The organism is Psychrobacter immobilis (genome assembly GCF_904846225.1).
In the GTDB taxonomy this organism is placed as follows: domain Bacteria; phylum Pseudomonadota; class Gammaproteobacteria; order Pseudomonadales; family Moraxellaceae; genus Psychrobacter; species Psychrobacter immobilis_F.
Window position 1 is genome coordinate 109,053 of record NZ_CAJGZJ010000003.1, and the last position, 13,061, is coordinate 122,113.

11 protein-coding genes are annotated in these 13,061 nt (G+C 42.5%); 6 read left to right on the top strand and 5 right to left on the bottom strand.

Annotated elements, in window-relative coordinates; all coding sequences use genetic code 11:
• Positions 1-131: 131 nt before the first annotated feature.
• The 3 genes from JMX48_RS03390 to JMX48_RS03400 form a co-directional block, all read right to left on the bottom strand.
• Positions 132-1,685, bottom strand: coding sequence for an outer membrane protein transport protein (locus JMX48_RS03390; RefSeq protein WP_201534316.1), 1,554 nt, complete (start codon positions 1,683-1,685; stop codon positions 132-134).
• 376 nt (positions 1,686-2,061) lie between these two features.
• The gene (locus JMX48_RS03395; protein ID WP_201534318.1) at positions 2,062-3,552 is read right to left on the bottom strand and encodes a hypothetical protein; all 1,491 of its coding nucleotides are present in this window, start codon (positions 3,550-3,552) and stop codon (positions 2,062-2,064) included.
• A 219-nt stretch (positions 3,553-3,771) separates the two neighbouring features.
• Positions 3,772-4,032, bottom strand: coding sequence for a SlyX family protein (locus tag JMX48_RS03400; protein ID WP_201534320.1), 261 nt, complete (start codon positions 4,030-4,032; stop codon positions 3,772-3,774).
• 312 nt (positions 4,033-4,344) lie between these two features.
• Here JMX48_RS03400 and JMX48_RS03405 point away from each other — a divergent pair, with 312 nt between their 5' ends.
• The 6 genes from JMX48_RS03405 to JMX48_RS03430 all read left to right on the top strand — a co-directional run bounded on the left by JMX48_RS03405 (position 4,345) and on the right by JMX48_RS03430 (position 10,828).
• On the top strand, positions 4,345-6,285 hold the full coding sequence (locus JMX48_RS03405; RefSeq protein WP_201534322.1) for an ATP-binding cassette domain-containing protein: 1,941 nt from the start codon (positions 4,345-4,347) through the stop codon (positions 6,283-6,285).
• A 492-nt stretch (positions 6,286-6,777) separates the two neighbouring features.
• Positions 6,778-7,362 (top strand): ubiquinol-cytochrome c reductase iron-sulfur subunit, encoded by a 585-nt coding sequence (gene petA / locus JMX48_RS03410; RefSeq protein WP_201534324.1) that lies wholly within the window; start codon positions 6,778-6,780, stop codon positions 7,360-7,362.
• Positions 7,363-7,369: 7 nt separating this feature from the next.
• Positions 7,370-8,590, top strand: coding sequence for a cytochrome b (locus JMX48_RS03415; protein WP_413786345.1), 1,221 nt, complete (start codon positions 7,370-7,372; stop codon positions 8,588-8,590).
• Positions 8,590-9,303 carry a cytochrome c1 gene (locus JMX48_RS03420; RefSeq protein WP_201534326.1) on the top strand — a complete coding sequence of 238 codons (714 nt, stop codon included), beginning with the start codon at positions 8,590-8,592 and terminating at the stop codon, positions 9,301-9,303. The genes JMX48_RS03415 and JMX48_RS03420 overlap by 1 nt, the downstream gene beginning before the upstream one ends.
• Before the next feature lie 200 nt (positions 9,304-9,503).
• Complete coding sequence (locus JMX48_RS03425; RefSeq protein ID WP_201534328.1) at positions 9,504-10,118, top strand: glutathione S-transferase N-terminal domain-containing protein; 615 nt, start codon at positions 9,504-9,506, stop codon at positions 10,116-10,118.
• A 275-nt stretch (positions 10,119-10,393) separates the two neighbouring features.
• Positions 10,394-10,828, top strand: a complete 435-nt coding sequence (locus JMX48_RS03430; RefSeq protein WP_201534330.1) for a ClpXP protease specificity-enhancing factor — start codon at positions 10,394-10,396, stop codon at positions 10,826-10,828.
• Between the two features lie 92 nt (positions 10,829-10,920).
• On the opposite strand, the gene dcd is transcribed toward JMX48_RS03430, so the two are convergent.
• Together dcd and apbC are read right to left on the bottom strand one after the other, a co-directional pair.
• Entirely contained in the window at positions 10,921-11,496 is a 576-nt protein-coding gene (dcd, locus tag JMX48_RS03435; RefSeq protein ID WP_201534333.1) for a dCTP deaminase, read from the bottom strand.
• Positions 11,497-11,675: 179 nt separating this feature from the next.
• On the bottom strand, positions 11,676-12,905 hold the full coding sequence (gene apbC, locus JMX48_RS03440) for an iron-sulfur cluster carrier protein ApbC (RefSeq protein WP_201534336.1): 1,230 nt from the start codon (positions 12,903-12,905) through the stop codon (positions 11,676-11,678).
• Positions 12,906-13,061 lie beyond the last annotated feature (156 nt).

Below are 13,061 nucleotides of genomic sequence, written 5' to 3' on the forward strand. Positions count from 1 at the left end.
GTCTTACTGACAAATAGTAATCTACTTTGGCTAGGTTTGTTAATTGCAACTGCTTCGTTATAAAAGACATAATAAAAAAGCGACCCACTACGGATCGCTCTTTTATTTAATAATAATCAATACCTGTATTATTAGATGTCTTGATAAGAAAGTTTCAAACCAAGAATATAACCATCATTGTCCTCAAAATTAGACACAACTGTTCTGTCTGGTAATGAGCCTTCAGCATCACCGAACCATAAGTATTTACCACCAGCTGAGACTGCCCAATTTTCCGTTACGTTATATTTGGCACCAAGACCAACACTATAATAACCTTCAATAGGGCCTAAAGAAGTCGTCGGATTACCAGCACCACTATCCCAACCAACAGAGCCTGAAACTGCTAACTTTGGTGCAAGCCGTTTGCCTAATCCAAGCTCTACTTGCCATTGATCATCACTATAATCAACTAGAGGTAAGTTCGAGGCTGCGCTATATTTGGTTGGACTAATCGAGAAATCACTCCATGGTACCCAGCGCACTTTGGCGGTAGCTAAAGTTGTTGGATTAATCCCAGTCTGAAAATCAAAATTTAAGGATTCAGGCGTAGTTATATCAAAATTACTTGCGCCAGTAGGGTCTTGTCCTCTAATAGCCAAAGCTGGAAGATTTTCATAAATCTTTACTGAATGATCAATCTCAGAACGATATGTTAGAGCCGCCTTTAAAGCGATTTCTGGCTTACTATAAGATAAACCTGCTACCCAACCATAGTCCTGATCCGGTCCACTATGCAAAGTGTATCCAGCTGCCCCTTTATAGGCATTACCTCTTAACTTAACATTCGCTTCTAAACGCTGAGCAACTGGCCCACCATAAATCTGAAATTGATTTTCAGAACCAAACTTCATGCCGCCCATAAGTGTGAGTGTATTAGAGCGTACTTCTACATTGGTAGCTTCATCAATACTTAATAAATTCTGCACTGCATCACGTGCTGCTTCCGCTGAGTTAGCATCGTTTTGATTGGCAGCTAAAAGCTCCTGTGCATTTTTGAGTGCTTCTTCACTCAAAAATGTACCTATGAAGCCAAGCGTCTCTTTTGTACTATCAAGTGTCTCCTTAGTAGTATTTATAATATTATTATATTCATCCAAAGAAGGTTGTTGAGCTAAATTTTGATATCTTTCTAACGTTCCATTTAAACCTTCTAATGCCGTAGAATACACAAGGTCATCAAGTGCATTAGCGTTTGGTGTTTGTGCTGCTGCTCGTAGCGCTTCAACTTGAGAAATTTTATTCTGTGTATTTTCAATGGCTTGGTTAGCTACTTGCTGAATAGCCCCTGCTCCTGTTATATCTGCAACGCCTGTAAAATTGTTATCTCCACTATACTTAGCAGCTGCACCAAAAGGTTCGTCATACAGAACACCTACACTAAATTTATTATTTATATCCGTTTTGACGCCATAGCGAAAAAAATCGTAAGATTCTGCAATATCTCCACTCTTATTTCCATCGTTGTCCACACCAGTGACGTCAGCATCAATGTAAGTATAAACGGCTTCAGCATAAGTACCATCTTGCAAAAAGGCTGTGATGTCTTGTCCTGAACGGTCAAGACCAGCAGCGTTGGTTACGCTTGCAACTGAAAGGGTGGCAATTGCTACTGCAAGGGTTTTCAAGTGAAAGGTAGTGCGCATTGTATCTCTCCAAACGTCCTCATTGTTTTAATACTTTAATCATCAATATGTTTTTTGACTAACATATGTTTTCTATTAAAGCCGTATCCTCCCCTAGATACTAATATCTCTTTGACAAAAAAACAACACTGAAAACACTTTATTTCCAGAATATGACTGAACAGTACACATAAAATACAGGAAAATTCATAATTTTTTTTGTAAAAGAGGTGTTTTTTACATATTTTTGTATAAAAAATAGACAATAATTTTTTTGAACTGATTTTTCAAACGAATCTTCCTAGATTTAGAAATTACAATAAAAAAAAGCGACCCATTACGAATCGCTTTACTTCTACTGCCAGTTAGAAAAATTGAAAAACAATTGTTCTAAATATTATTTAGCTTGATAAGAAATCTTTACACCAAGTATAAACCCGTCATTGTCTTCGAAATTACTAACGATGGTTTTGGTTGGTATTTGCCCTTTAGCATCACCGAACCATAAGTATTTACCACCAGCCGATACTGCCCAATTTTCGGTAAAGTTATATTTCGCACCAAGACCAGCACTATAGTAGCCTTCGATAGGACCTAAAGAAGTAACTGGGTTACCAGCACCGCTATCCCAGCCGACCGTACCTGTCACTGCGAATGCTGGCGTCAAGCGTTTAGCAAGACCTAGCTCTACTTGCCATTGGTCATCGTCATAACTGACAAGTGCTAAGCCTTTATCATCTTTAGTAGATCGCTTGCTTACTTCATTATAAAGTGGTGGAACGATGGAAAAATCACCCCATGGTACCCAGCGAACTTTAGCCGTTGCTAATGTTGTTGGGTTGATACCAGTCTGAAAGTCAAAGTTGACTGATTTAGGTGTGGTGATGTCTATTTTATTACCTTGAGTTGCGTCTCCACCTAGGGCTGCAACCAATGGATAGGTCTCATCAATACTTGAGCTGTGATCAATTTCAGAACGATACGTTAAGGCCGCTTTCAAAGCGATTTCAGGTTTGCTGTACGCGATACCTGCGATATAACCATAATCTGTACTAGGACTGATATGTGCTGTGTAGCCAGTCGCTGGACCATATGCAATACCACGAAGCTGTATATCAGCTTTAACACGCTGGGCAACAGGCCCGCCATATATTTGGAAGTTTTTATTTTCACCAAGTTTGGCACCTAAGATTCCAGTAATACTATTGGTACGAACTTCAACATTCGTGCCTTCACCAGCAGTCGCTGCTTCTGCACGTGCTGCTGCTACGGCTGCTCCAAGAGATTGAGCTTGACCAGCTAGCGTTTGGGCTTGGATTTGAGCTGCTTGAGCTTGTTGTGCAAGCCCTGCCGCTGCTTGCGGAGTAGTAGCTTCTTGTGCTTGTGCGGCAAAATTTGCGGCTGCTTCACCTGCTAGGCTTGCGCCTTTTGTCAATTGACCAATTTTTGCCCCAGCATCTGCTATGCTGCTTGCGTTACCGTTCGAAATTGCATTAACTGATGCATCAAGATCACCTCTTGCCACAAAATTATTATCACCACCATAATCAGCTGCTGCACCAAAAGGCTCATCGTATAAGATACCGACACTGAATGTATCATCGATGTCTGCTTTTACGCCATAACGGAAAAAGTCATATGATTCAGCAATATCGTCAATTTTTTTCCCTTGTTGGTAAGCATTTTTATCTGAACCAACATAAGCATTATCATGTCCACTGACATCGGCATCGATATAAGTGTAAACCGCTTCAGCATAGAGACCGTCTTGTAAAAATGCGGTGATATCTTGACCTGAACGATCAAGACCAGCAGCACTAGCAACGCTAGCAATAGAGAGAGTAGCGACAGCCACTGTAAGCGTTTTTAAATGAAAAGCAACCTGCATTATATATCTCCAAACATCCGCATTGTTCTGCTACTACACCCGTTTTTGAAAATTGAGCAGCATCCGAGGGAGAAGATATTAAAGATTTTCTAACGCTAAAACAACTGCCAAAATACATTATTTCTATATTATGACTGCTCAGTCAATAGCTGGTACACTCATCTAAAAACTTCAACATAATTCTTTTTAATTTCAAGTTATATCACTCGTTTTTAAATGCTAATAATGCGGCGGCCTATCTGCCATCACATCAAAAGTAGCAATGCCAGCTTCTGTATCTTGGCTTTCAACTTGCTTATAAATAAGCTGTAACTGGCGTTGTAACGTCTGGATGTCTTTGTCTTGGCGTGCAATCACTTCGTCGAGGCGCTCTACTGTCATTTCAAGATGTGCCATGCTCATTTGTAAATCAATCACGTGTTGCATTTGTAGATCGTCAGAGGTAGTTGACGCATCATTTGGGGTATTAGATTGGTTCATATTTTTCTCTGAATGATAGTGTTTATATAAATAGTAGGATTTGTTAATGAAAAAGATTGGCAACCAATAAATATAGTCAATCCACTATGAAAGAGTGACAGCGTTAACTTCGCTTGCCGTATCAAATATACATCGACACGCGCTTGCCTTGTACCACTTTCAAATTGAATCAACGATAGCAGCCAATAATAAAAGCTATAAATAGTACTTATAAAACCATTTACGCTCACTACAGTCATGTGGTGGCATGTTATACTGCTGGCAATTTTGCAACAACCCCTACCTCTTTATTATATAAGCTTAAGATATCCTATGGCACTGATACATTTAAAAGATATTCACTTAGCATTTGGCGTCGCTCCTGTTCTTGATGGCATTGATTTTGCTATCAATTCGGGTGAGCGTGTGTGCTTAATCGGCCGCAATGGCGAAGGAAAATCCACATTATTTAAACTGATTAATGGCACATTGCAACCTGACAGTGGCGAGATCATCACCAACAGCAGTATGCGCGTTGCGATGTTAGAGCAAGATGTTCCTGAAACCAGTGGACGTATATTAGACATCGTGATGGGTGGCAGTCGCCGTACCGCTGATTTGCTGGTTAACTATAATAAGCAAGTCGATATGTGCGCCAATGGCGATATGGATGCCTGTGAGCGTATGGCAGACTTACAGCATGATATCGATGCGGTTCATGGCTGGGATTTAGAACGTGACGCCACGCGTCTGATTACGACGATGGGGCTTGATCCAGAAGATGATTTATCGTCTCTATCGGGCGGTCGTAAGCGCCGTGTACTACTTGCTCGTTCGCTAGTTACCAAGCCTGACGTGCTACTACTGGATGAACCAACCAACCATTTAGATGTCGAAAGTATCGAATGGTTAGAGCGCTTTTTGCTCGACTGGCAAGGTCTGACATTATTGTTTGTGACCCATGATAGAGCGTTCGTGAACAAACTATCAACTCGCATCATCGAGCTTGATCGTGGTCAATTGACTAGCTACGACGTGACACAAGGTGAAGGTGGCTATGCACGCTACCAAGAGCTAAAAGAATTACAGTTATTGGCCGAAGAAAAAAATAACGCCAACTTTGATAAAAAATTGGCACAAGAAGAAGTATGGATTCGCCAAGGTATTAAAGCCCGTCGTACCCGTAACGAAGGCCGCGTCCGCGAACTAAAAGCACTGCGTGAGGAGCGTAGCGATCGCCGTGAACAAGTGGGTAATGTAAACATTACGATGGGTCAAGGCGAAAAAAGCGGTAAGCTCGTCTGTAAAGTTAAAAACCTCCATCTGGAATACGACGGCAATGTATTGGTTGATAACTTTACTACGACTATCATGCGTGGCGATAAAATCGGGATTGTCGGACCTAATGGTGCTGGTAAAACCACACTTATCAAAGCCCTACTCGATATGTCTGATGATGAAGTCACCAAGACGGGTAATGTTGAGCTCGGCACCAACCTAAAAATCGCCTTTTTCGACCAGTTGCGCGATCAGTTAGACCTTGAAGCCAGCGTGGCGCAAAACGTCTCAGAAGGCTCAGATTTCGTCGAAGTTGGTGGTCGCAAGACGCACATCATGAGCTATTTGCAAGACTTTTTGTTTGCACCAGAGCGCGCCCGTACGCCAGTCAAGGCATTATCAGGTGGTGAGCGCAACCGCGTACTACTCGCCAAGCAATTATTGAAACCTGCTAATATTCTGGTACTCGATGAGCCAACCAACGACTTGGATATGGCGACACTTGAATTATTAGAAGAGTCAGTAGCCAGCTTTGGTGGTACTATTTTACTTATCAGTCATGACCGCTCATTTATGGATAATGTCGTCACCTCGACTTGGGTATTTGACCAAGATGAAGATGGCAAAGGCATCGTTAAAGAGTATGTCGGTGGCTATCAAGAATATTTGGTACAGAAAAACCGTGAAGAAGCGGCGCGTGCTGTCAGAAATCCAGTTAATAGCGGCGCGAACAATAAAGCCGCTAATAAAACGACAACCACAAAGCCTGAAAAAGTGGCCAAAAAACTCAATTATAATGAGCAACGCGAACTTGATAATTTACCAAAAGAGATCGCAGCATTAGAAACAGAGCAAAGTCAGCTAGAAGAAAAGCTCGCTGATGGCTCATGGTTCACACAAGATATTAATGCCGCTACTGCTGCTAGCGAGCGCTTATTAGTTATCGAAGATGAGATGATGCATAAGCTTGAACGTTGGAGCACGCTTGAGAGTTAATATCAGTCATTAAACCTTTACCATTATAAAAAATGTTAAAGACTCATTTGTCACTTTTGTCTTGATAAGCCGTTAAAGGTAAACAAATAATCACCGCTTTATTGTATAAAGTGGTGATTATTTGTTTGTAGTGGTTACAAAACGGTTAGATACTGAAAAGTTAGTGAACATTTCCTTAATTTCAAGTATCATTCGCTATTGCCAAATATCCTTATTACTTATAAGGTCATTGCATCTGTTATCTTTGATAAAGATGGATGTCAAATATCGATAATTGCTCTCTGTTACGGTGATTATCTTATGTAACCTTGCAGCATACCCTATAAATGTTGCTCTATTTTTAACACAATAATTTATTTTTTCACCAAAATAGCTTAGAATAGCAACAATTAGCAAAACTAGGCACAGCCAAAGTGGCTTGATACTGTGTATCTTTTAAGCCACAAACCCAGTGTGGGATAATCCCATTTCATTCACCTGGAGAAAGTACTGATGAGCCAAGCCGAAGGCGTTAATGTACAACGCCGTAGAGTTCTTATTGCCTCAACTGCCGCAATTGGTGCAGCTGGTGTCGCTGCGGTGGCAACACCTTTTGTCCGTTCTTGGTATCCAAGCGCTAAAGCTGAGGCTGCAGGAGCTGCAGTGACCCAAGATATTGGTTCTATCGAAGCAGGACAGATGATTGTTGTCAAATACCGCGGTAAACCCATTTATGTGGTCAAGCGTACCGAAGATATGTTAGCAGGATTAGAAAGTGTCAAGCCACTGTTATCTGACCCTGACTCTATCGCCTCATTACAGCCTGAATACTGTGCGAATCCCACACGCTCTCTAGAACCAACAACATTGGTTGTTGAAGGTGTGTGTACGCATTTAGGATGTGCACCAAATTATCGCCCTGATGTTGGTGCGACTGATTTGGGTGGTAATGACTGGTATGGTGGATTTTTTTGCCCATGTCATGGATCTAAATATGACCTAGCAGGTCGCGTTTTTAATGGCGTTCCTGCACCGCTTAACTTACCTATTCCAGACTATAGTATGGACGGTACCATTTTGACGGTTGGGGAGGCTTAATATGAGTATGGGCAAAAAATTAATGCATTGGGTAGATGCGCGTTTTCCAGCGACCGAAACCTATGAATACCATATGTCAAAGTACTATGCGCCGAAGAACTTTAACTTTTGGTACTTCTTTGGCGTACTATCAATGATTGTATTGGTCAACCAATTGGTAACTGGTATATGGTTGACGATGATGTATAACCCAAGTGCCGAAGGGGCATTTGCGTCTGTTGAATACATTATGCGTGATGTAAAAGGCGGCTGGCTCATCCGTTATATGCACTCGACTGGCGCATCTGCGTTCTTTGTCGTGGTTTATCTGCACATGTTTAGAGCACTACTATATGGCTCATATCAGAAGCCGCGTGAGCTTATTTGGCTCATAGGTATGGGCATTTATCTAGCACTGATGGCAGAAGGTTTCTTTGGATACCTATTACCTTGGGGCAATATGTCCTTTTGGGGTGCACAGGTTATTTTGAACCTTCCTGCTGCGCTACCAGTGATTGGTGACGGTCTTGCTGAATGGGTGCGAGGTGACTATATCATCTCTGGTATCACGCTAAATCGCTTCTTTGCTCTACACGTTGTCGCTATTCCACTGGTTCTTGTGGGCTTAGTGTTCATGCACATTGTGGCGCTGCATCATGTGGGTTCAAACAACCCTGATGGCATTGATATCAAAAAGCTAAAAGATAAAAATGGCGTTCCACTAGACGGTATCGAGTTCCACCCGTACTACACAGTGCATGACATGGTTGGCATCGTGGTCTTCTTTATCTGTTTCTTTGCGGTGGTCTTCTTTTTCCCAGAAGGCGGCGGCTTCTTCCTTGAGCCACCAAACTTTGAGACAGCGAACTCACTAAAAACACCCGCACATATTGCACCAGTGTGGTATTACACGCCGTTTTATGCTGTTTTGCGTGCCGTCCCTGATAAGCTTGGCGGTGTTATCGCAATGGGTGCTGCGATTGCAGTATTATTCTTGATACCATGGCTTGATAGATCTCCTGTACGCTCTATGCGTTACAAAGGCATTTTGTCCAAGATTGCCTTAACTGTCTTTGCCATCAGCTTTGTGGTACTCGGCTATTTGGGGGCGACGCCTGCAACACCAACGTCGACTCTCATGGCACGTATATTTACAGTTCTATATTTCTTGTTCTTCTTACTGATGCCGTTCTACACTGCCATTGAGAAATGTAAACAGCCACCAGAACGCGTTACCGGAGGTCACTAATGAGCACGCTAATTAAATCCCTAGCGGGTCTAGGCTTAGGCGCGGCATTGACGTTGACTGCTGGCACCGCAATGGCTGAAGGTGGTGGATGCGGCACGTTCACCAATGCCGATGGCGTTGACGAACATTTGGCTTGTAGTACTGCCCCTATTGATTTTACCAATAAGGGCTCGCTACAAAACGGTGCGAAAACCTTTATGAACTACTGTGCGGGTTGCCACTCAGCAAAGTACGTTCGTCACTCTCGCATTGCTAAAGATTTAGAAATACCACCTGAGCTGGTCGAAAAGTATTTGATGGTCACCACTGATCAAATCGGTGACCACATCACGGCTGAGATTGATCCTGATATTCAAGCGTCTTGGTTTGGTGCAGCACCTCCAGATTTATCGCTAGAAACCAGACTACGTGGGGATGATTGGGTCTATACCTATCTACTATCGTTTTATGAAGATCCAAACCGTCCTTGGGGTGCTAATAACTTAGTATTAAAAAATGCAGCGATGCCTCATGTATTGCATAACATGCAAGAACAATTGAGTGAAGAAGAATTCGAGAGCGAAGTTGGTGATCTCGTCAATTTTATGGCATGGATGGCAGAACCTCAACGTCATAACCGTCAAGTGATTGGTTTCTTTGTCATTATATTCTTATTGGTCTTACTGATTCCTGTTTACTTACTCAATAAAGAGTTCTGGAAAGACGTGAAATAAGTAATTATTAAGCATATAGATTTCAGGCATGATATTGGGCACTACTTTGGTAGTGCCTTTTTTGCACTTGATAACTGTAATTGATAATCAGACTAACATTGAAAAATAAGGCGCTCACACGCAATGTTTACGTACGTTACCTTGATAAACAAGGTGACTTTGTTTACGATGACAGCCTTTACTATTAACATTAGGCTATCATGATTGATGCAAATGACATTCCAAGTAGTCAGCTAATTTTATACGCTGATGACGGCTACGACAGTCATGTGGTGCGCCTATTACTTGAAGAAAAAAAGCTCGATTATTATTTATCACGTTTACACTCTGAGCGTCCTGAAGATTTGACAGAGCTAAATCCCTATCATACTTTACCCGTTCTACAGCAGCGTGAAATTGCACTTTATGAGGTTAACGTCATCTTTGAGTATCTTGAAGAACGCTATCATACAAACAAATTACTGCCTGAAACGCCGCAAGAGCGAGCGCAGTTTCGACAATTGGCTTGGCGCATTCAGCGCGATTGGCTGTCACTCGGTAAGCGTTTACTCATGCATCCAGACAGCTTTAATAAAGGACAAGCCGCAATTGCTAAAAAACAGCTGAGTGATTCATTAATTACCCTATCGCCATTATTTGCTCATAAGCCCTATTTTATGGCAGATGAATTTGGCTGGTGCGATATTTTATTAGCGCCCTTATTATGGCGGCTAGAGGAGATGAATATCGAATTACCGCGTGCGATTAGTCGTCCACTATTTGATTATCAAACACGTGTCTTTGAGCGTGCGAGCTTTCAAAAAAGTGTGCGTTAATTAGACAATGGCATAGCACTGTCCTAAAATAGAAAACTATCAAGAGTAACGTATCGTCTATAAATGAATAAAAACTGAAACCAATAACTCATTAATATAGTCAGGTCAATATAAAGAAGATACAACGGAGCTGGGATAAATTTTTTGTCGCCTCTGTCTGCGCAGGCACAGCAAGCAAGGAAAATTTGTTCCAGTCACGCAGTATAGTGTCGTGTATCCCTTTTATTCAGTATCGACTATAACTATTTAATAATTTCAATATAGGAAACCAAAAAATGAGCGAACTCACCTCTATTACCCCAACACGTCCCTATATGGTGCGCGCACTGTATCAATGGATAGAAGACAATGAGCTCACGCCTTATCTGATGGTAGATGCCACTGCTGAGAATGTACAGATTCCAACGGAACATGTACAAGACGGGCGTATCGTATTAAATATAGCCAGCCGTGCGACTGGCAATATGAGTATGGAAAACGACTATATTCATTTTAGCGCAAGATTCGGTGGCGTATCACAAGATATCTGGGTACCACTGACGGCGGTGCTAGGTATTTATGCGAAAGAAAACTCACAAGGTATGTTTTTTGACCCTAATGAATATGACAATTATCAGCCTGAAGAAGAGTCAATCACTACTTCTAAAAAAGAAGATACCGCCCCCAAGCCCAAACGCGATAATAAAGCAGGTTTAAAAGTTTTAAAATAAAAAATAATGGCACAAAAAAGCGGGGCGTATTGAATACGCCCCGCTTTTTTATTCTCAACGAACTTAGATACCAGTCTCGTTTGTTTTACCCATTACGTTCTGGGTAATGTCACGCCCTTTTGACCTTGGTATTTACCGCCGCGATCTTTATAACTGGTTTCGCATACATCATCGGCATCACTTTGGAAAAACAGCATTTGTGCAACCCCTTCCCCAGCATAAATACGCGCTGGCAGATTGGTCGTATTACTAAATTCTAACGTGACGTGTCCTTCCCACTCAGGCTCAAGCGGTGTGACGTTGACGATGATACCGCAGCGCGCATAAGTAGATTTGCCCAAACAAATCGTCAATACGTCACGTGGAATGCGGAAATACTCCATCGTACGTGCCAGCGCAAACGAGTTTGGCGGAATGATGCATTCATCCCCTACAATATCGATAAAGCTTTTTTCGTCGAAATTCTTAGGATCAACCACCACTGAATGAACATTGGTAAATACTTTAAATTCGGGGGCGCATCGTACATCATAACCATAGCTTGAGGTGCCGTAGCTGACCAAACGCTCGCCTGCATCATTGAATCGTACTTGACCCGCTTCAAATGGCTCAATCATGCCATGTTCTTCGGCCATTTTACGAATCCAGCGGTCAGATTTGATAGACATTTTTATTCCTTAGCAAATATTTAGTAGTGAGCGCTATTTTGGTAGCAAAGCGTATTTCGATAGCGACGATTATACGGAATTGATGTCTAAATTTATAGGGGAGCAGCCATTTTAAAACCGACAACGCTATGCAGTGGCTTTCTACATAAACACGTTTGGCTAATCAGCCCCCGCAACTATCAAAAAATCCGCTTATCATCGATAGGCTTAGCAAATTTATTAATATTGGCTTCGATATTTTTGGCAATGCTTACATAGTATGGCGCAAACTCATCATCAGCTAAGACGCTTGGCTCGCCTTTATCCACTTGCGCACGGATACCGCTTGCTAATGGCAGCTGCCCTAATAATGGTACCTGATATTGCTCCGCGATAAGCTCACCGCCACCAGTACCAAAAATCGCTTCGGTATGATGGCAGTTACTACAAGTATGCAGTGCCATATTTTCAACCACACCCAGTACGGGAATATTGGTTTTATTAAACATCTCGATGCCTTTTTGCGCATCAAGTAAAGCAATATGCTGCGGCGTAGTGACAATCACAGCACCAGTCACAGGAATGCGCTGTGCGAGCGTCAGCTGTATGTCTCCAGTACCTGGCGGCATATCGATGACTAAATAATCTAGCTGTGGCCAGTTGGTTTGATTATACAGTTGCATTAAGGCACCCGTCGCTTTGGGACCGCGCCACGCAACAGGTGTATTATCCCCATCGAGCAAGCTACCGATTGACAGCATCGCCATGCCATGAGCATTAACTGGGACGAACTGCTCATTTTCCAGCTCAGGCTTGACGCTATCCACACCTAGCATGGTTGGCATGCTGGGCCCGTAAATATCTGCATCAAGTACACCGACACGATTGCCAAGCTTTTGTAACGCTAAGGCAATATTGACTGTCGTGGTTGATTTACCGACGCCACCTTTGCCTGACGCTACCACAATAATATGACGAATACGCGGATGCGCTGTTAATGACGCCTGTGTCGGTGCTGACTTGGTAATGGGCGGTTCGACATTAGCATTGGCATTGGCATTGGCATCGGCACTTGGAGAGGGCTGACTGTCCATGGCGTTGGTCGTCTTTGGCATCGCCTTCGGTAAGGTTGAGCCCGCTCCCTTCTCTGGTGCAGGCAAACGCACATTCATATGAATGGTTTTGATGCCATGCGGATGAAGTAACTGTCCAAGCTCTTGTTGAATGGTTTCAGGATTACTGTTTTGCGGCAAACGCAAATCTAAGGTAAGTTGACCCCCATCACGTTCAAGACCTGTGACCATAGTGGCGATACTGACGGTATTGACTTCATAACCGAGCAGCACCTTATCAACGGCGCTATCACGTTCTGCGCGCTGTTGCGGCGTTTCAGATGCTGCGGTGGGAGTTTTCTTCATAAAGTTAAACATAGCTACCGTTACTACCTATATCAGTGGATTGGTATGGCAAGACAAATCGATTACTACTAGAGCGGATATGGTCAATCATATAGCCGACAAGCCTTTTGTCCAAACCTTTTATCGTGACAGTGTAGCTCAATTGAAGACATAAAAAAACCACAACGC

What these genes read in the sequence shown, in the direction of transcription:
- JMX48_RS03390 (WP_201534316.1), bottom strand. Translation starts at nt 1,685, where the DNA reads ATGCGCACTACCTTTCACTTGAAAACCCTTGCAGTAGCAATTGCCACC.
- JMX48_RS03395 (WP_201534318.1), bottom strand. Translation starts at nt 3,552, where the DNA reads ATGCAGGTTGCTTTTCATTTAAAAACGCTTACAGTGGCTGTCGCTACT.
- JMX48_RS03400 (WP_201534320.1), bottom strand. Translation starts at nt 4,032, where the DNA reads ATGAACCAATCTAATACCCCAAATGATGCGTCAACTACCTCTGACGAT.
- JMX48_RS03405 (WP_201534322.1), top strand. Translation starts at nt 4,345, where the DNA reads ATGGCACTGATACATTTAAAAGATATTCACTTAGCATTTGGCGTCGCT.
- petA (WP_201534324.1), top strand. Translation starts at nt 6,778, where the DNA reads ATGAGCCAAGCCGAAGGCGTTAATGTACAACGCCGTAGAGTTCTTATT.
- JMX48_RS03415 (WP_413786345.1), top strand. Translation starts at nt 7,370, where the DNA reads ATGGGCAAAAAATTAATGCATTGGGTAGATGCGCGTTTTCCAGCGACC.
- JMX48_RS03420 (WP_201534326.1), top strand. Translation starts at nt 8,590, where the DNA reads ATGAGCACGCTAATTAAATCCCTAGCGGGTCTAGGCTTAGGCGCGGCA.
- JMX48_RS03425 (WP_201534328.1), top strand. Translation starts at nt 9,504, where the DNA reads ATGATTGATGCAAATGACATTCCAAGTAGTCAGCTAATTTTATACGCT.
- JMX48_RS03430 (WP_201534330.1), top strand. Translation starts at nt 10,394, where the DNA reads ATGAGCGAACTCACCTCTATTACCCCAACACGTCCCTATATGGTGCGC.
- dcd (WP_201534333.1), bottom strand. Translation starts at nt 11,496, where the DNA reads ATGTCTATCAAATCTGACCGCTGGATTCGTAAAATGGCCGAAGAACAT.
- apbC (WP_201534336.1), bottom strand. Translation starts at nt 12,905, where the DNA reads ATGTTTAACTTTATGAAGAAAACTCCCACCGCAGCATCTGAAACGCCG.